Source organism: Streptomyces sp. NBC_00250, from assembly GCF_036192275.1.
GTDB lineage: Bacteria > Actinomycetota > Actinomycetes > Streptomycetales > Streptomycetaceae > Streptomyces.
Map to the genome: position 1 here is coordinate 6,289,890 of NZ_CP108088.1, position 17,139 is coordinate 6,307,028.

General features: G+C 73.4%; 16 protein-coding genes. 8 read left to right on the forward strand and 8 right to left on the reverse strand.

The annotated features are described in order from the left end of the window. Window positions 1-3: 3 nt before the first annotated feature. The gene (locus tag OG259_RS28390) at window positions 4-705 is read left to right on the forward strand and encodes a pirin family protein (RefSeq protein WP_328944831.1); all 702 of its coding nucleotides are present in this window, start codon (window positions 4-6) and stop codon (window positions 703-705) included. Window positions 706-724: 19 nt separating this feature from the next. On the opposite strand, the gene OG259_RS28395 is transcribed toward OG259_RS28390, so the two are convergent. Next, window positions 725-1,903: a L,D-transpeptidase family protein gene (locus OG259_RS28395; RefSeq protein ID WP_328944832.1), complete on the reverse strand. Its 1,179-nt coding sequence runs from the start codon at window positions 1,901-1,903 to the stop codon at window positions 725-727. A gap of 210 nt (window positions 1,904-2,113) precedes the next feature. Between OG259_RS28395 and OG259_RS28400 the strand changes: the two genes are divergently transcribed. The 5 genes from OG259_RS28400 to OG259_RS28420 are packed head-to-tail and all read left to right on the forward strand — an operon-like array spanning window position 2,114 to window position 7,902. Continuing rightward, entirely contained in the window at window positions 2,114-3,289 is a 1,176-nt protein-coding gene (locus OG259_RS28400) for a lipid II:glycine glycyltransferase FemX (RefSeq protein WP_328944833.1), read from the forward strand. After that, complete coding sequence (gene murJ, locus OG259_RS28405) at window positions 3,286-4,941, forward strand: murein biosynthesis integral membrane protein MurJ (protein WP_328944834.1); 1,656 nt, start codon at window positions 3,286-3,288, stop codon at window positions 4,939-4,941. Before OG259_RS28400 ends, murJ begins: the two co-directional genes overlap by 4 nt. 50 nt (window positions 4,942-4,991) lie before the next feature. Next, on the forward strand, window positions 4,992-5,684 hold the full coding sequence (locus OG259_RS28410; RefSeq protein WP_266891476.1) for a response regulator transcription factor: 693 nt from the start codon (window positions 4,992-4,994) through the stop codon (window positions 5,682-5,684). Beyond that, window positions 5,681-7,219 (forward strand): ATP-binding protein, encoded by a 1,539-nt coding sequence (locus OG259_RS28415; protein WP_443052029.1) that lies wholly within the window; start codon window positions 5,681-5,683, stop codon window positions 7,217-7,219. The genes OG259_RS28410 and OG259_RS28415 overlap by 4 nt, the downstream gene beginning before the upstream one ends. Further along, window positions 7,216-7,902: a hypothetical protein gene (locus OG259_RS28420; RefSeq protein WP_328944835.1), complete on the forward strand. Its 687-nt coding sequence runs from the start codon at window positions 7,216-7,218 to the stop codon at window positions 7,900-7,902. The genes OG259_RS28415 and OG259_RS28420 overlap by 4 nt, the downstream gene beginning before the upstream one ends. 7 nt (window positions 7,903-7,909) lie before the next feature. Here the strand turns inward: OG259_RS28420 and OG259_RS28425 are convergent, their stop codons facing one another. Further along, the gene (locus OG259_RS28425) at window positions 7,910-8,740 is read right to left on the reverse strand and encodes a serine hydrolase domain-containing protein (RefSeq protein ID WP_328944836.1); all 831 of its coding nucleotides are present in this window, start codon (window positions 8,738-8,740) and stop codon (window positions 7,910-7,912) included. Window positions 8,741-8,792: 52 nt separating this feature from the next. Between OG259_RS28425 and OG259_RS28430 the strand changes: the two genes are divergently transcribed. Beyond that, on the forward strand, window positions 8,793-9,224 hold the full coding sequence (locus OG259_RS28430; RefSeq protein ID WP_443052030.1) for a MerR family transcriptional regulator: 432 nt from the start codon (window positions 8,793-8,795) through the stop codon (window positions 9,222-9,224). Beyond that, on the forward strand, window positions 9,221-10,246 hold the full coding sequence (locus tag OG259_RS28435; protein ID WP_328944837.1) for an aldo/keto reductase: 1,026 nt from the start codon (window positions 9,221-9,223) through the stop codon (window positions 10,244-10,246). The genes OG259_RS28430 and OG259_RS28435 overlap by 4 nt, the downstream gene beginning before the upstream one ends. 17 nt (window positions 10,247-10,263) lie before the next feature. Here the strand turns inward: OG259_RS28435 and OG259_RS28440 are convergent, their stop codons facing one another. The 6 genes from OG259_RS28440 to OG259_RS28465 form a co-directional block, all read right to left on the reverse strand. Beyond that, the gene (locus tag OG259_RS28440; RefSeq protein ID WP_328944838.1) at window positions 10,264-11,481 is read right to left on the reverse strand and encodes an acyltransferase family protein; all 1,218 of its coding nucleotides are present in this window, start codon (window positions 11,479-11,481) and stop codon (window positions 10,264-10,266) included. After that, window positions 11,478-12,458 carry an alpha/beta hydrolase gene (locus OG259_RS28445; protein WP_328944839.1) on the reverse strand — a complete coding sequence of 327 codons (981 nt, stop codon included), beginning with the start codon at window positions 12,456-12,458 and terminating at the stop codon, window positions 11,478-11,480. Before OG259_RS28445 ends, OG259_RS28440 begins: the two co-directional genes overlap by 4 nt. Before the next feature lie 311 nt (window positions 12,459-12,769). Continuing rightward, the gene (locus OG259_RS28450; protein ID WP_328944840.1) at window positions 12,770-13,450 is read right to left on the reverse strand and encodes a response regulator transcription factor; all 681 of its coding nucleotides are present in this window, start codon (window positions 13,448-13,450) and stop codon (window positions 12,770-12,772) included. Next, window positions 13,447-14,805 carry a sensor histidine kinase gene (locus OG259_RS28455; protein WP_443052031.1) on the reverse strand — a complete coding sequence of 453 codons (1,359 nt, stop codon included), beginning with the start codon at window positions 14,803-14,805 and terminating at the stop codon, window positions 13,447-13,449. The genes OG259_RS28450 and OG259_RS28455 overlap by 4 nt, the downstream gene beginning before the upstream one ends. Before the next feature lie 107 nt (window positions 14,806-14,912). Beyond that, window positions 14,913-15,806 (reverse strand): DUF4429 domain-containing protein, encoded by an 894-nt coding sequence (locus OG259_RS28460; protein WP_328944841.1) that lies wholly within the window; start codon window positions 15,804-15,806, stop codon window positions 14,913-14,915. Between the two features lie 65 nt (window positions 15,807-15,871). After that, a complete protein-coding gene (locus OG259_RS28465; RefSeq protein ID WP_328944842.1) occupies window positions 15,872-17,095 on the reverse strand; it encodes an alpha/beta hydrolase in 1,224 nt (407 codons plus the stop codon). Between the last annotated feature and the right edge of the window lie 44 nt (window positions 17,096-17,139).

The window sequence follows — 17,139 nt, forward strand, 5'->3', positions numbered from 1 at the left end:
CCCGTGATACGCATCCAGCGCGCGGCGGAGCGGTACCCCGGGGGTGACCCGGCCGCCGGGATCGAGACCCGGCACGCCCTGTCCTTCGGGCCGCACTTCGACCCCGACAACCTCCGCTTCGGCGCCCTGCTCGCCTGCAACGAGGAGCGGCTCGCGCCGGGCGCGGGCTTCGACGAGCATCCGCACAGCCACACCGAGATCGTCACCTGGGTCGTCGAGGGGGAACTCACCCACCACGACACCGCCGGCCACACCACGGTCGTCCGCCCCGGCGACCTCCAGCGGCTGAGCTCCGCCGGGGGAGTCCGGCACGTCGAACGCAACGACGCCGAGGTGCCGCTCGTCTTCGTGCAGATGTGGCTCGCACCGCTGTCGCCGGGCGGGGAGCCCTCGTACGAGGTGGTGCGCGGGCTCGCGGAGCCCTACGACCTCCCGGCGGCGGACGCGCGGCTGCACGTCCGTCGGCCGGTTCGGGGCGAGAGGGTCGCCGTACCGGACGCCGATTTCGCGTACGTCCATGTCGTACGCGGCACGGTCGGGCTCGACGGGGAGCCGCTGTCCTCCGGCGACGCGGCCCGGATCACCGACGCCGGGGGACACATGCTCGTCGCCACGACCGATGCGGAGGTCCTGATCTGGGAGATGCGGGACTGGCGCAAGGCCCTGGGCCGAGAGGACCCGGCCGAAGGGCCGGAGCTCGTCTGAGCAGCCCCGGGCCGGCGCTTCAGGCGAGCGCGCTCTTCGCCTTCCACTGCTCCCAGCTCAGGTTCCACGCCCCGTAGCCGTTGCCCTCGGCGACGGTGCCCTTGGTGTCCTTGCCGGTGATCTCGAAGGGGTCGCCGACGTTCACCGCGGCGTAGAAGGACGCGGCGTTCTCGTCGCTCATGCCGATGCAGCCCGAACTCATGTTGGCGCGGCCGAAGTACGCCGCGTTCCACGGGGCCGCGTGCGCGTACATGCCCGACCAGGTCAGCCGCATCGAGTAGTCGACGTCCTTGTCGTACGCGTCCCCGAGTCCGACGGTCTCCGAGTTCATGTTGATGGTGCCCTCCTTCGCCATCAGCACGGCCGTGCCCCGCCAGGACCGCTTGTCGCCGCCCGGGGTGCCGCCGGAGACCGGGATGGTGCGGACCGTGCGGCCGTCCTTCTTCACGGTGAGCTTGTGCCGGTCGAGGTCGACCTTGACGATCTGTGCCGAGCCGATGGTGAAGCCTGTGCGGTAGTCCCGTACGAACCAGCCGCCGCCCGAGTCCGTGCCGTTCAGGTCGGCTTGCAGGGTGACCTTCGTGCCGGGCTTCCAGTACGTACGGGGGCGCCAGTCCGCCCTGTCCCGGCCCGAGTAGTCCTTGACCCAGCCCCAGGAACCCTCGGTCGCGTTCGAGGTGGTCACCTTGAGCTGCTTCTCCACGTCCGCCTTCTTCGTGACCGGGAGGTCGAAGACGATCGAGAGGGGGTGGGCGATGCCGACGGTGGTGTTCTTGCCGGGGGCGAGGGTGAGCTTGTTGACCTTGTCCGCCTCGGCCGTCTCGAAGGAGGACTTGGTCGTCGACTCCTTGCCGTCGGCGCCCCGGGAGGTGACCTCCACGGTGTACGCGGTCCCCGGCGCGGCCTTGCGGTCGGAGACCCAGCGGGTGCCGCCCGCGCCCGCGCGCCCGGCGAGCGAACCGCCGTCCGCGTCCACGACCTTCACCTCGGCGATCGTGCCGCCCGTCGCGGTCACCGTCACCGGGAGACCGGCCGCCGGGTGCACGACCGTCACCTTCGCCGGCTGACCCTTCGACGCGTTCGACGCCGGGGCCTCGGTCCCTCCGGGACCGCTCGCGGCCTGTGCCGTGCAGGCCGTGAGGGAGACGCTCAGCGCTACGGCCGCGAGAACGGGACGGGATGTGCGTATGCGCAGCACGGAAGACCTCCGCAGAGTGAGGGAGTGGCGAGTGGGATGTTTCGGACTGTAGGTCGCTCCCGGCGCCCCGAGTCGGCCGGAGCCCCATGTGACAAGGGCTGCGGCAAAATGGTCATCGTCCGGTCACATTCGCCGCGCGACTCGGTCGAATTCGGCTGTGAGCCTGCTGTGCGCCCCACCACCGAGGGGCGGAACAAGGAGGCTCCCGTTGTGTCAGCCCTGCTCGTGACGGCCGCACCCACTGAGCGCCGCTCCCTGCGGCTCGGCCAAGTGACCCCCGAGGTCTACCGTGCCTTCCTCGCGTCCCGCTCCGGTGCGGACGGGCCCAGCTTCCTCCAAGTCCCGGCCTGGGCCCAGGTGAAGGACGGCTGGCAGCACCAACTGGTCGGCTGGGGGCCCGAGTCCGGCGAGCTGACCGGAGTCGCCCTCGTCCTCATGCGGCCCTTTCCCGGCACCCGCAAGTACTTCGCCTACCTTCCCGAAGGGCCCGTCGCCGACTGGGCCGATCCCGACGTCGACAGCTGGCTCGCCCCGCTGCTCGGGCATCTGCGCTCCTGCGGCGCCTTCGCCGTACGCATAGGCCCCGGGCCCGCCTACCGGCGGTGGAACGCCGCCACCGTCAAGGCCGCCACCGGGCCCGGCCGCCGGCTCTCCGACGTCCTCGCCGACGAGGTCGACCCGCTGGGGACCGCCGTCGCCGAACGCCTCCGGGCGCGGGGCTGGCGGCGCTGCGGCGGGGAGTCGGAGGACGGCGCCGACGCCCAGCCCCGGCACGTCTTCCAGGTGCCGCTCACCGGGCGCACCCCCGACGACCTGTGGAACGGCCTCAACCAGGAGTGGCGGCGCAACGTCCGCAAGGCCCGCAAGTCCGGCGTGGAGATCACCGTCGGATCCGCCGCCGACCTGCCGGAGTTCTACCGGCTGCTCCGCATCACCGAGGAGCGCGACGGCTTCCGCCTCGGCCGCTCCCTCGCGTACTACGAGCGGCAGTACGCCGTCCTCAACGCCGAGCACCCCGGCCGCATGAAGCTCTACCTCGCCCGCCACGAGGGCGAGATCCTCGCCGCCCACACCATGGTCACCGTCGGCGGACGCGTCTGGTACCAGACCGGCGCCTCCGCCGATCACCGCCGCGAGGTCCGCCCCTCCAACGCCCTCCAGTGGCGCATGCTGCTCGACGCCCACGCCCTCGGCGCCGCCGTCTACGACCTGCGCGGGGTACCCTCCACCCTCGATCCGGGCGACCGCGCCCACGGGCTGCTCCGCTGGAAGCTCGGCACGGGCGGACAGGTCGTCGAGACGTTGGGGGAGTGGGAGACACCGATGCAGGGCACGACCAACCACGCGCTGTTCCGCGCCTTCCAGGCGTATCTGGCCCGCCGATGACGGCCACGCTCACCGCCGAAAGGCCCGGCAGGGGCCGGGCGAAGGCCAAGCCGTCCGCGCTGCGCAGCGGTGCGCTCATGGCCGCCGGGTCGCTCGTCTCGCGCGCCACCGGTTTCGTCCGCGCCTCCGTCGTCGCCGCGGCGCTCGGCGCCGCGTCCGTCGCCGACGGCTACGCGGTCGGCAACACCGTCCCCACCATCATCTACACGCTCCTCCTCGGCGGCGCCCTCAACGCCGTCTTCGTCCCCGAGCTGGTCAAGGCCGCCAAGGAGCACGAGGACGGCGGAGTCGCCTACACCGACCGACTGCTCACCCTGTGCGCGTTGGCCCTCGTCGCCCTCACGGCCGGCGCGGTGTTCGCGGCGCCCCTGATCGTCGACACGTACACCGACTACGTCGGCGATCAGCGGGAGATGACGATCGCCTTCGCGCGCGCGTGCCTGCCGCAGATCTTCTTCCTCGGCCTCTTCACCCTGCTCGGACAGGTCCTCAACGCCCGGGGCCGCTTCGGCGCCATGATGTGGACCCCCGTCCTCAACAACGTGGTCGTCGTCTCCGTCTTCGCCCTCTTCCTCGTGGTCGGCGACGGCGGCGCGCTCACCCCCGGGGAGACCGCCCTCCTCGGCTGGGGCACCACCGCCGGCATCGTGCTCCAGGCCCTCGCCCTCGTGCCCTCGCTGCGCGCCGCCCGCTTCCGCTGGCGGCCCCGTTTCGACTGGCGCGGCAGCGGCCTCGCCGAACCGCTCCGCTCGGCCGGCTGGCTGGTGCTCCTCGTCCTCACCAACCAGGGCGCGTACTGGGTGACCACCCTGCTCGCCACCTCCGCCGGCGACACGGTCAGCGGCGGCGGCCTCGCCGCGTACAACAACGCCTATCTGCTGTGGAGCGTCCCGCACGGCATCATCACGGTCTCCCTCGTCACCGCGCTGCTGCCCCGGATGAGCGGCGCGGCCGCCGACGGCGACCTCGCGGGGGTCCGGCGGGACGTCTCGTACGCCCTGCGGACCAGCCAGGCCGCCCTCGTGCCGGCGGCCTGCGCCCTCCTCGCGCTCGCCGTCCCGCTGATGACGGTCGTCTTCCGGTACGGGGCGACCAGCGACGGCGACATCCGCGCCATGTCCTGGATCCTGATGGCCTTCGCGCCGGGCCTCGTCGCCCTCTCCGGACAGTACGTGTGCACGCGCGCGTTCTACGCGCTGCGGGACACCCGCACCCCGTTCCTGCTCAATCTGGTGATCGCCGGGCTCAACGCCGCGCTGTCCTTCGCCGCCTACCACTACCTGCCCACGCGCTGGGCCGTCGCCGGCATGGCCGCCGGGTACTCGCTCGCGCTCTGGGCGGGCTGGGGACTCACGGCGTACGTGCTCGGGAGGCGGCTCGAGGGGGGCGGCGCGAAGGACGAGGGCGCCGACACCGGCGGCTCCGTCTCCGCGCTCGTGCGGCTGATGGCCGCCGCCGTGCCCGCCGCCGGTTACGGGCTCCTCGTCACCGACCTCACCGGTCCCGCCGGAGCCGTACCGTCCGGGCTCGCCGGCGCGCTGACCGTCCTCACCGTCTTCGCCGTCCTCGCCCAGCCCCTCCGCCTCACCGGGGTCCAGACCCTCCTCGCGGCCGGGAGCGGCCGGCTGCGCGGCCTGGCCCGCCGTACCTGAACCGCCGCCCCTCCGCGTGAGGGGCCCGTCGACCTTGGGATACTCCACAGATGCCCCGCGTGCTCCTGATTGAAGACGACCCCTCCGTCCGCGAAGGCGTCGAGCTCGGGCTCCGGCGCCGCGGGCACGAGGTGCGCACCGCCGCCACCGGGGAGGCCGGGCTCGACGCGCTCGGGGAGTTCCGGCCGGACCTGCTGCTGCTCGACCTCATGCTGCCCGGCATGAACGGCGTCCAGGTCTGCCGCCGGGTGCGCGAGACCAGCCAGCTGCCGATCATCATGCTGACCGCCCGCGGCGACGACTTCGACGTCGTCATAGGCCTGGAGGCCGGAGCCGACGACTACATCGTCAAGCCCGCCCGTACCGAGGTCATCGAGGCCCGGATACGAGCCGTGCTCCGGCGTATCGAGGAGCCGGGAGGAGCTAAGGCCGCCGTCGAGTTCCACGGGGAGCTGGCCATCGACCGGGCCGGGCTCACGGTCGCCAAGTCGGGCGAGCGGATCGGCCTCGCCCCCTCCGAGCTGAAGCTGCTGCTCCATCTCACGGCCGCGCCCGAGCAGGTCTTCAGCCGCCAGCAGCTCCTCGAACACGTCTGGGAGCACAGCTACCACGGGGACGCCCGGCTGGTCGACGCCTGTGTCCGACGGCTGCGGAACAAGATCGAGGACACCCCGGGCGACCCCCGCTACATCCAGACCCTGCGCGGCTTCGGCTACCGCTTCGGCCCGCTGGGCCCGATGTGAAGGCCTGCGTCACCCCGGAGGCGGACGAGGACACCGGGCACGAGTCCCACGGCACGGGCGTGCGCGGCCGCGCGGCCCGGCGCGGGGCCCGGAGCCCGCGGCTGCGTCCGCACCCCTTCGGCCTGCGCACCCGTCTCGTCCTCGCCTTCCTGCTCGTCGCCGCCGTCGGCTGCGGCACCACCGCCGCCCTCACCTACCGGGCCGCCCGCAACGCCATCCTGGAGCAGACCCAGGACACCGCCGTCTCCGCCTTCCGCGAGCAGGTCGACGCCCTCGGTACCAGCCTGCCCGTCGAACCGGAGATGCTGCGGGACTCGCTCATGCGGATCGCCCGTCAGGGCAAGCCCCGCGCCTGGCGCGTCTACGCCGAGTACGGCACCCTGCGCGTCTCCTCCACCGACCGGCCCACCTCCTCCGTCATCACCCCGGAGCTGCGGGCCCGCGCCGCGGACGACGAGGCCGTCCCGCACGGCAGTTTCCAGCGGGTGGTCAAGAACGGCACCCCGTACCTCACGATCGCCGTTCCCGCCGTCTTCCTGGCCCGTTCGGCCGCGGGACCGCCACAGCGCACCGGTCTCGTGTTCTATGCCGTCATGGAACTCTCCGAGGAGGAGGCGAACGTGGAGGCGATGGTCACGGCCGCCCGCGACGGCGCCCTGCCGGCGCTCGCCATCGCCCTGATCCCCGCGCTGATCGCCGCGCGCGGAGTCCTCCGGCCCGTACGGGAGCTCCGCCACGCGGCCCACAGCATGGGGCGCGGCCGGCTCGACACCCGTATCCACGCCAAGGGCAGCGACGAACTCGCCGATCTCGCCCGCACGTTCAACGAGTCCGCCGCCGAGCTGGAACGTTCCGTCGCGGAACTCCGCAACGCCGAGGCGCGCGCCCGCCGCTTCGCCTCCGACGTCTCGCACGAACTCCGCACCCCGCTCGCCGGGATGCTCGCCGTCACCGAGGTCCTCGACGAGGACGCCGAAGGCCTCGACAGCGACACCGCCCGCGCCGTCCGGCTGATCAGCGCCGAAACCGGCAAGCTCGCCGTGCTCGTCGAAGACCTCATGGAGATATCCCGATTCGACGCGCGCGCCGCCGAGCTCCACACGGACGAGGTCGACGCCGCCGACTGCGTCCGCAAGACCCTCCAGCACCGGCACTGGACGGACCCGACCCAGGTCGTCCCGTACCTCGCCGAGGGGATCAGGGCCCGGCTCGACCCGCGCCGCTTCGACGTCGTCGTCGCCAATCTCGTCGGGAACGCCCTGCGGCACGGCGGGGCGCCGGTGACGGTCCGGCTGTGGGCGGAGGGGGAGCAGCTGGTGACGGAGGTCGCCGACCGGGGGCCCGGCATCCACCCGGACGTCCTGCCGCACGTCTTCGACCGCTTCTACAAGGCGGACCAGGCACGTACGCGCTCGGCGGGCAGCGGCCTCGGGCTCGCGATCACCCAGGAGAACGTACGGCTCCACGGAGGCACCGTCACGGCCGCCAACGACCCCGAGGGCGGAGCGGTCTTCACCGTTCGGATGCCGCTGTGACCGGCGGGAGGGCCACTGCCGTACCCCGCCGCCGGGCGGGGGGAGCCGCGAAGCGCCGTACCAAGGTCGCCGCCGCCCTGCTCGCCCTGCTGACGCCGCCCGCGCTGGCCGGCTGCGGCATACAGAAGAGCGACGTCGTGGAGGCGGGCGGGGCGGCCACCCTCCATGTCCAGCCGATACTCGACAACCGGATCGTGCTCTACTTCGTCGGCCCCGACGGCCGGTCGATGCCGGTGGCCCGCGATGTCGAGCAATCCGCCCCGGTGATCACCTCCCCGCCGGAGGGCTCGGGAGGCGCCGTCCCGTCGGACGTGTTCGGTCCGGACTACGAGGTGTCCCGCGACGAGCTGCGCCACGGCAAGATCGTCACGGACAAGATCCTCGCCATGCTCCTCGTCGGCCCCAAGGCGAACGAGACCGCGGCGGGCATCACCACCGCCCTGCCCGGGGTGGAGGGAGAGACTCCGACCGTGCTGCAGACCTCGAAGGGGAGCGCCTCGGCGGGGAACCCGGCGCGTCGGCTGATCTGGGTGCGGACGCCCTTCCCCGTCAAGAAGCTGTCGGAGGCGGGCGTCCACCAGCTGGTCTGCACGACCGCCTACGCGGAGGACCCGGCAGGCCTGGTCGAGGTGTCGCTCAGCGGCCCGGACGGCATCCTGCCCACCGCCCGCTGCGACGGGTAGCCGCGTCTCAGGCGGTCCGCAGATCGGCGAGGACCGCGTCGGTGAACGGCGGCCAGGCCTCGACCGCCCACGGCCCGAAGGGCCGGTCGGTGAGCGCCACGCACGCGGCCCGCGCGTCCGGGTCGACCCACAGGAACGTGCCGGACTGCCCGAAGTGTCCGAAGGTGCGCGGCGAGGACGTGGCGCCCGTCCAGTGCGGGGACTTGCCGTCGCGGATCTCGAAGCCCAGGCCCCAGTCGTTGGGCCGCTGGTGCCCGTAACCGGGCAGGATCCCGGTCAGACCGGGGTACGCGACGCTCATCACCTCCAGGACGGTGCGCGGGTCGAGCAGCCGCGGCGCCTGCACCTCGGCGGCGAACCGCACCAGATCGTCCACGGTCGACACGCCGTCCTTCGCGGGCGAACCCTCCAGGGTCGTCGACGTCATGCCGAGCGGCTCCAGGACCGCCTGGTGCAGATACTCGGCGAAGGGGATGTCCGTCGCCTTGGCGAGGTGGTCGCCGAGTGCCTCGAAGCCGGTGTTGGAGTAGATCCTGCGGGTGCCCGGAGCGGCCATGACCCGGTTCTCGTCGAAGGCGAGCCCCGAGGTGTGGGCGAGGAGGTGGCGCACGGTCGAGCCCTCGGGCCCGGCCGGCTCGTCGAGGTCGATCGCCCCCTCCTCGTACGCGACGAGGACGGCGTACGCCGCGAGCGGCTTGGTGACCGAGGCGAGCGGGAAACGCCGCCCGGTGGGGCCGTGGGACCCGGCCAGGGTGCCGTCCGCGCGGACCACGGCGGCAGCCGCGGTGGGGACGGGCCAGTTCTCGATCGACGCCAGGCTCGGCACGCTGCTCTGCATGGGGCCGAGCCTACTTGCTTCGAGTGCACTCGAACGTTTTAGCGTGGGGGGCATGAGCGTGATGGCGAGCACGAGTACGAGCACAGGCACGAGCGGCACCCGGATCCCCCGGACGCACTACACGATCAGCGAGGTCGCCGCCCTGACCGGCCTTTCGGCCCACACCCTGCGCTGGTACGAGCGGATCGGCCTCATGTCGCACGTCGACCGTTCGCACACCGGCCAGCGCCGCTTCACCGAGCGGGACCTGGGCTGGCTCGCCTTCGTCGGCAAGCTGCGGCTGACCGGAATGCCGGTCGCCGACATGGTCCGGTACGCCGAACTCGTCCGCGAGGGCGACCACACCCGCGACGCACGACGGGAACTCCTGGAGACCACCAGGCGGGACGTGCTCTCCCGGATCACCGAACTCCAGGACACGCTCGCCGTGCTCGACATCAAGATCAGCCACTACGGGACCGCAAGCGGAGGAACGCCTTCATGACCAGCGTGAGCAGGATCGACACCGTACGCCTCGGCGGCCAGGACGGACCCGAGATCGGCGTCCAGGGCTTCGGCGCCATGGGCATCAGCGAGTTCTACGGCGACACCGACGAGGCCGCCGCCCGCGACACCCTCGACGCGGCCCTGGAGGCCGGCGTCACCCTGATCGACACCGCCGACGTCTACGGCAGCGGCGCCAACGAGGAGTTCCTCGCCCCGTTCCTCGCCGCCCACCGCGACGAGGTCACCCTCGCCACCAAGTTCGCCATAGAGCGGCGCGCCGACGACCCCACCTACCGGGCCGTCCGCAACGACCCGGCCTACATCAAGAAGGCCGCCGAGGACAGTCTGCGCCGGCTCGGCGTCGAGACCATCGACCTCTACTACATGCACCGCCGCGACCCGGAGATCCCCTTCGCCGAGTCCGTCGGCGCCATGGCCGAACTCGTCCAGGAGGGCAAGGTCCGTCACCTGGGCCTCAGCGAGGTCACCGGACCCGAACTCCGCGAGGCCCACGCCGTCCACCCGATCGCCGCCCTCCAGTCGGAGTGGTCGCTCTTCTCCCGGGACGTGGAGCGCAGCGCCGTCGGCGCCGCCGCCGAACTCGGCGTGACCTTCGTGCCGTACTCGCCGCTCGGCCGCGGCTTCCTCACCGGAGCGTTCGCGGACGCCGCCAAGGACCTGTCGGGCGGCGACTTCCGCCAGTACCAGCCCCGGTTCACCGGCGAGAACGCGGAGCGGAACGCCGCCCTGCTCGACCCGGTCCGGAAGATCGCCGCCGCGCACGGCGCGACCCCGGCGCAGATCGCCCTCGCCTGGGTGCAGCAGCGGGCCTCCGTGCACGGCCTGACCGTCGTCCCGATCCCCGGCACCCGCAAGCGCTCCCGCCTGGAGGAGAACGCGGCCGCCACCCGCATCACCCTCACCGCCGCCGAACTGGCGGAGCTGGAGCCGATCGCCGGGCTGGTGGCGGGCGACCGCTACCCGGACATGCGCTTCACGTCGGCGTCGCGCGAGGCCTGAGCCACCGGTCCCACGGGTCACGCGAGGCCCAGGGCGAAGACCGCGAACCCCGCCGCGAGCAGCCCCGCCAGGGTGCGGCGGCCCGGGCCGGTCTTCGCCCACGGGGACTCGAACCCGCGCGCGTACCGCCCGATCAGGACGAGCAGTCCCGCGAAGACCGGCATCCACGCCAGCCGGGCGAGGATCCAGCCGACCGAGTCGGGCGCCCCGACCAGGCCCGGGATCTCCCCGAGGTACGAGGCGGGGATCGCCGCGGTGAGCATCGCCGTCTGGTGCCAGCACAGGATCGTCATCGCCGAGAGGTTGACGACCACGACGGGCGCCCACAGCGCGGGCCGCTTCAGGAGCCTGCCGAGGCGGTCCCTGAGCAGGATCGCCGCGCCGCTCTGCGCGGCGGCGAGGGCGAGCACGAGCAGCGACGGCGGGTGCGAGTTGGTGCGGGCCTCGCCGGGGACGCCGACCATCGACGCCGGGTAGCCGAAGGCGAGCAGGAGGGCGGCGAAGAGCGCGGCCCCGCCGAGCAGCAGTGCCCAGGCGTGCCGCCTGGTGACCCGGCCCTCACCCCAGGAGACGCCGAGCTGATAGGCGAAGAGCCAACCGGGCAGGATGTTCAGGAGGCTCAGCCAGGACGGTACGGCGTCGGCGTACGGCCCGTACCGCAGGAAGTCGACGACGGCGACCGAGCCGAGCAGCGGGGCCGCGGCCCACACCCCGAGGCGGCGGGCCGCCCGTACGCACAGCGGGGTCAGCGCGGTGACCACCGTGTACACCCCGACGAACCAGAGCGGCTGGATCACGAGCGTGGACGCCGTCCGCAGGCTGTCGACGGGCACCCCGACCCCGAAGTGCAACACGGGGAGGAGCGCCGCCCAGACGGCGGTGACACCGAGGACGGGGCGGCCGAGCCGGGCGAGGCGGCCCTTGAGCCACTCACCCGTGGAGCCCTTCCTGCGCCGGTAGGAGAGCACCGAGGCGTAGCCGCCGACGAGGAAGAAGATCCCCAGCATCTGCAGGACCCAGCTGACCGGTGCGAGACCCGCGAACGTACCCAGCGGGCTGGCGTTGTGGATCGCGCCGTCGGAGGAGAGCGTGAAGCCGCCGAGCAGCCAGTGCCCGGTGGGCACGGCGAGCAGCGCCAGGGCGCGCAGCCCGTCGATCGCCCGGTCGCGGTGGGCGGGGGTGCCCGACTCGATCTTCCGGGCCGTGCGGCGGGCCATGGTCGTGAGGGTGCTCATCGGACGTCCCCCTCGGCGATCGCGGCGAAGGCACGCAGGGAGGCGGTGCCGGGCGCGAAGTAGCCGCCGTGGCCGGCCGCGTCGTCGGCCGCGATCCGACGGGCCCCGAAGGCCGGATCGGCGGGGTCGGCGCCGTGTCCGAGGTCCCCGACCTCGACGTTCGGGACCCGGTCGATCCAGTCGGTCGGATCCTTCGCCGCCCAGACGCGGGCGGAGGTGCCGAGCTCGTCGACGTTCTCGGCGCGCATCCCGGGGGAGCCGAAGACCACCAGGTCCTTGGCCTTCAGATCGTGGGCGGCGAGGCCGCAGACCACGGAGCCGTAGCTGTGACAGAACACGGACGGCTCGGCCGCCCCGACGGCCGCGAGACCGTCCGTGAACCGGGTGAGCCGGTCCGCACCCGCCTCGGCGAGCCGGCCGGTGGCCGCGTCCAGACCGACACCGACCGGGGTCGTGTACCCGGCCCAGGCGACGACCGCCGTACGGCCGTCGGTCGCCCGGCGCAGGGAGGCCGCCATGTCCGTGAGCGGCCGCAGGCGGCCCGCGTCGATGTCGGATCCGGGCACGATCACCGCCACGTGCTCGGCCCGCGCCAGGTCCCCGTACACCAGGGCCACCTGACCCCGGCCGCGGGCGTCGTGGGCGAGGACCCGCGCCTCGCCGAACGCCCCCTGCGTGGCCCGGGCGTTGGCCTCGTACCGCAGCTCCAGGGGCGCCCCGTCGAGGTTCCCGACGACCGTCGGGTGGGTCCGGGCCAGCTCCCGCTGTCGTACCGGGCTCAGCCCGGCGAAGAACCTCGCCACCCCGGCCGGGTCCATCCGCTCGGGGTCCGGCAGCCCCGCCGCCCGCCACTCCGCCGTCCCGGCCGGCGCCCCGGTCACGGCCTCCTGGCTGTCACCGGACGCCCAGCCGGCCGTCCCGCCGATCACGGTGGTCACCAGGGCCGCGGTGATCAGGGTCCTCGAAATGCGGCGCATGGGGTCGCCCTCCCTCTCCGGTATTCGCTCGTTCGCTGGCGAGAGGAAGGTAGGAAGACGACGGGTGACGGCACGTCACACCGGGGAGCCAACTCCGTTCCGATACCGGGGTAGGGGGTGGAGGAGCAGGCAACACCAGGCGGGGGGTGGGGTTTTCCCCCGGGGGCCGGCAGGTGTGGGGGACGGTTCGTGCAGGTGGGGCGCGGCCCACGCGCGCGCGTGGGCGGGCACGGCCAGGTCGTGTCCGGGAAGCAGCGCCGTCTGCCCGCGGGCCGGGCGGGACTCTCCGGGCACGACCTAGGTGTCGGTCGTCAGGACGTGCCCGGGGTCACGAGGCCCGACTCGTACGCGAAGACCACCGCCTGCGCCCGGTCGCGCAGGTCCAGCTTGGCGAGGACGCGGCCGATGTGGGTCTTCACCGTCTGCTCGGCGAGGACGAGATGGTCCGCGATCTCCTGGTTCGACAGGCCGCGGGCGATGAGCTCCAGGACCTCGGTCTCGCGCGGGGTGAGACCGTTCAGGCGCAGCGCCGTGGTGTCCTTGCGCGGCGCCGGCCGGGAGGCGGCGAAGTCGGCGATCAGCCGCCGGGTCACGGACGGGGCGAGCAGCGCCTCGCCCGCCGCCACCACCCGTACCGCCGCGATCAGGTCCGCCGGCGGCGCGTCCTTCAGGAGGAAGCCGGACGCGCCGGCGCGCAGCGCCTCGTACACGTAGTCGTCCACGTCGAAGGTGGTCAGCATCAGCACCTTCGGCCGGTGGGTGACCCCGGCCGGCGGGTGGAGGATCTCCCGGGCGGCGGCGAGCCCGTCCAGCTCCGGCATCCGTACGTCCATGAGGACCACGTCCGGGTGCGTCGAGCGTGCCACGTCGACGCCCTGCCGCCCGTCCGGGGCCTCGCCCACGACGTCGATGTCGGGTTGCGCGGCGAGCAGCGCGGCGAAACCGGCCCGCACCATGGCCTGGTCGTCGACGATGATCACGCGGATGGTCACTCGGAGTCCTTGGCGGTCGGGGTCGGATGCGTCGCCGCCGAGGGCATCGGGTCCGGGGTCAGCGGCAGCCGCGCGGCGACCCGGAAGCCGCCGTCGGGCAGCGGCCCGGTGTCGAGCGAGCCGCCCGTCAACCGTACGCGCTCCCGCATGCCGACGAGCCCGTGCCCGGTGCCGGACGCGCCGCGCTCGACCGCGGAATCCGCCTCCGTGGAGGGCCCGTTGACGACGAGGACCGTCAGCCATCCCTCGTCCGCCCGGATCGACACCCGGGTCGACGCCCCCGGCGCGTGCCGGACGATGTTCGCGAGCGCCTCCTGCACGATCCGGTACGCCGACAGGTCCACCGCCTGCGGTACGTCCCCGAGGTCGGCGGCCAGCCGCAGCTCGGCCGGCACTCCGGCCCGTACGGTCGCCTCGACCAGCTGCTGGACCCGGTCCAGGCCCGGTTGCGGGGCCCGCTCGCCCTCGCTGCCGTCACTGCGCAGCACCGAGAGCAGCCGTCGCATCTCGGCGAGCGACTCGCGCGCGCTCGCCGCGATCGAGGTGAACTCCTCGCGGGCCGCGTCGGGGAGGTCGGGGATGCGGTACGGGGCCGAGTCGGCCTGCACGGTGATCACGGACATGTGGTGGGCCACGACGTCGTGCAGCTCGCGCGCGATCCTGGCCCGCTCCTCCAGGAGGGTGCGGCGGGCGCGTTCGGCCTCGCTGATGGTCTCCTGCTCGACGAGCCGCCGCTGGGCGTCGCCACGCGCGCGTACCGCCGAGGTGAGGAGGAGCAGCACCCCGCTGAGGACCAGCAGCAGGGTGTGGAGGCTGGTGTACCCGGACGGCTTGAAGACCTCCAGGACGTACCCGGCGGCGCCGGTCGCCAGCCAGACGCCGAACAGCGCCCGGCGGGACTCGCGCAGCCCGAGCGCGATCATCAGCGCGCAGTAGCCGATGACGATCGGCGGGGTCCAGGGCCAGAATTCGGCGCGTGGGCCGTCCGCGGCGAGCAGCACGACCGCGCCGAGCACATCGGCGGCGAAGATGACCCACCAGGCCTGCAGGGGACGGGCGACAGCGAGCAGCAGCGGCGCGGTCTGCGCGGTGGCGACGGCTCCCGCGAGGCCGCCGTTGACGCCGTAGTCCCCGGCGAGCAGCAGGATCGTGCTGGGCAGGAGCGAGGCGACGAAGGCGAGGGCGACGACGTACGGCAGCAGCCGCACCCACCGTGAGGAGGCGTCGGCGAAGAGGGGCGCCCCCGGTGTGGTGGGGGTGGTGAGCGCGGTCCCGAGCCCCTGGAGCATCTCGCGTGTCCGGGTGCTGAGCTGTCGGAGGGTGGGCGGCAGCTCGTGCCGCGGTTCGGTAGCCATGACCAGCTCAGGGTAGGCAGGGGGCCGGGCCCCCGACGTCATACCGGGGACCGGGCTCGCACCTGATACCGGGGTATGACGCCGGGGCGCGGTCGCGCACCGTCCGGCTACAGCTCCGCGAGGAGTTCCGCTTTCTTCGCCGAGAACTCCTCGTCCGTCACCAGTCCCGCCTGGTGCAGTTCACCCAGGTGCCGAATCCTTTCGGCGACGGCCCCGGGAGCCGCGACACGAGCGGGCACGCGGTCCGAGGTCCTGATCGCCGCGAGGACCGCCGCCGCGAAGGGGAGCGACAGGTGCACCGGCCCGTAACCGAGGCCGAAGACGACGGAGGAGGGGTCCCGGTCGGCCTGGGACGCCCGGGGTTCGCCGCCCCGCGGCACCAGACGCAGATGCCCGTCGAGGACGTCCGGCGAGCGCCACTCGACCCCGCACAGGTCCCGTACGTGGAAGAACTGGTCACCCGCCTTCCACTTCTCCGAGGACGCCCCCGTCCAGGACCAGCGGAACGCGACCTCCGACTGCCCGTCGAAGCTCGCCTTCCCGTCGTACGCCTTGAAGGACTGCGGACCCTGCGGCGGCGCCACGAGGAAACGGTCGGCGGGCGTCACGTCGGCGGCGCCCGGCAGGTCGGGATCGCCCGACGGCTCCTCGGTGTACGGGCTCCGCCGTGCGACGCCCGCACGCAGCTCGTCCCGGTAGTACTCGGCGAGCGTCTCGCGGTCCGCCGGGAGCACCAGGCGGTACGGATCGCAGTTCTCCGCGAGCTGCCCGGCGGCCGCCTCCATCAGCGGATCGGCGCCCGGTCTCGGCACGGCGTGCAGCACGACGGTGCCCCGCTTGCCGGGCGAGAGCGTCACCGACGCCAGCGCCTCGTGCGGTACTCGTCGTTCGCGCAGCGCGTTGAACAGCCTTGGCGCACGGTTCCCCCGGTCGAAGCGGATGACGAGGGCGTCACTCTCGAACTCCCAGGTGGCATGAATTCCGGCCAGCACATCACCCATACGCCTCATCGTAAGCGGCGTGTGCCCGCGCGTCGCCCCCGTGATAGGTCCCGAAATTACGTGATCTACGCGCGTCGGCGCCCTTCCGTGCCGGATATTCCGTCGTGGCAAGCGCTGTCGGCACGTGCGCACACCAGGCTCCCGTAGGAGCCGAGGCCTATCGCGGCGAAGTTGCCGAGGCTCTCGGTGCCCGGCTCGAAATAGCCGCTGTGGCCGATTGCCCCCCGAGCCGAGAGCAGCCGGGCGCCGAACTCCGGGGCCACCGGATCGGCGCCGTGCCCGACACCGCCCAGCTCCAGGTGCGGCACGTCCGCGATCCAGTCGTCGGCGTCCCGCATCGCCCACACGCGCGCGCGGGTGTGGAGTTCCGCCGCCCGTTCCACCCGCATCCCGGGGCTTCCGGCCACGGCCAGATCCGTCACCCGGGCGGGCAGCCGGGGCGCCGCGACCCCGCAGAGCACGGAGCCGTAGCTGTGGCAGAACAGCGCCACGCGCGCGTCCCCGGGCAGTGCCTCGGTCAGCCGCACGAGGCGTTCGGCGCCACCCTCGGCGAGGCGGCCGGTCATCGCGTCGACACCGACCCCGACGGGCGTCGTGTAGTCGGCCCAGGCGATCACGGCGACCCGGGCTCCGGGGGAGGCCCGCCGCTCGGCGCCGTAGAGCGCCTCGGCCATGCCCGCGGGAGCCCCGTACCGGCCGTGGGTCTTCTGGAAGGTGAGGAGGTTGGTGTCGACGCCGGGCACGATCACCGAGACGCGCCGGGCCCGCTCCAGGTCCCCGAGGACCTCGGCCGTCCGCCCCGTACCCGTCGGGTCGAAGGCGAGGATCTGCCGGCCGGGCCGCAGCAGCGAGCGGAACCGGTCGAGCCGGCGCTGCGCCTCGTGCCGGCCCTCGGCGGAGAGCCTCGTGTCGTGGACCCTGCCCCGTTCGGCGGAGAGCGCGCGGTCGAGGGTGATCCGGTTGGCGCGGTAGCGCAGGGCGACGGGGGCGCCGTCGAGATTGCCCACGACGAGCGGATGCCGCTCGGCGAGCCCGGCCGCGCGCGCCTGGCCGAGCCCGGCGAAGAACGCGGCGATGCCCCGGGCGGGGGTGTCCGGGCCCGGCAGCGGACGCTGGTCGAGCCGGTCGCGCGCCCAGGCCGCGAGCGCGGCCTCACGGGACGGGCCGGGCACGGGACGGTGCTTGATCGTCGTCCACCCGGTGGTCGCGAGCAGCACGAACACGACGGCGAGCGCGAGCAGGGTGCGCACGACGACCAGCGTGGGGGAGGCGGCTTCGACTGGGGTCACGGGCGGCCACCCTACGGTGCGCGGGTGAATTCTCGCGGATCAGG

Bases quoted from the DNA above. Each gene is read 5' to 3' on its own strand.
- OG259_RS28410 (WP_266891476.1), top strand. From the start codon at position 4,992: ATGCCCCGCGTGCTCCTGATTGAAGACGACCCCTCCGTCCGCGAAGGC.
- murJ (WP_328944834.1), top strand. From the start codon at position 3,286: ATGACGGCCACGCTCACCGCCGAAAGGCCCGGCAGGGGCCGGGCGAAG.
- OG259_RS28440 (WP_328944838.1), bottom strand. From the start codon at position 11,481: ATGAGCACCCTCACGACCATGGCCCGCCGCACGGCCCGGAAGATCGAG.
- OG259_RS28430 (WP_443052030.1), top strand. From the start codon at position 8,793: ATGAGCGTGATGGCGAGCACGAGTACGAGCACAGGCACGAGCGGCACC.
- OG259_RS28435 (WP_328944837.1), top strand. From the start codon at position 9,221: ATGACCAGCGTGAGCAGGATCGACACCGTACGCCTCGGCGGCCAGGAC.
- OG259_RS28455 (WP_443052031.1), bottom strand. From the start codon at position 14,805: ATGGCTACCGAACCGCGGCACGAGCTGCCGCCCACCCTCCGACAGCTC.
- OG259_RS28445 (WP_328944839.1), bottom strand. From the start codon at position 12,458: ATGCGCCGCATTTCGAGGACCCTGATCACCGCGGCCCTGGTGACCACC.
- OG259_RS28460 (WP_328944841.1), bottom strand. From the start codon at position 15,806: ATGGGTGATGTGCTGGCCGGAATTCATGCCACCTGGGAGTTCGAGAGT.
- OG259_RS28425 (WP_328944836.1), bottom strand. From the start codon at position 8,740: ATGCAGAGCAGCGTGCCGAGCCTGGCGTCGATCGAGAACTGGCCCGTC.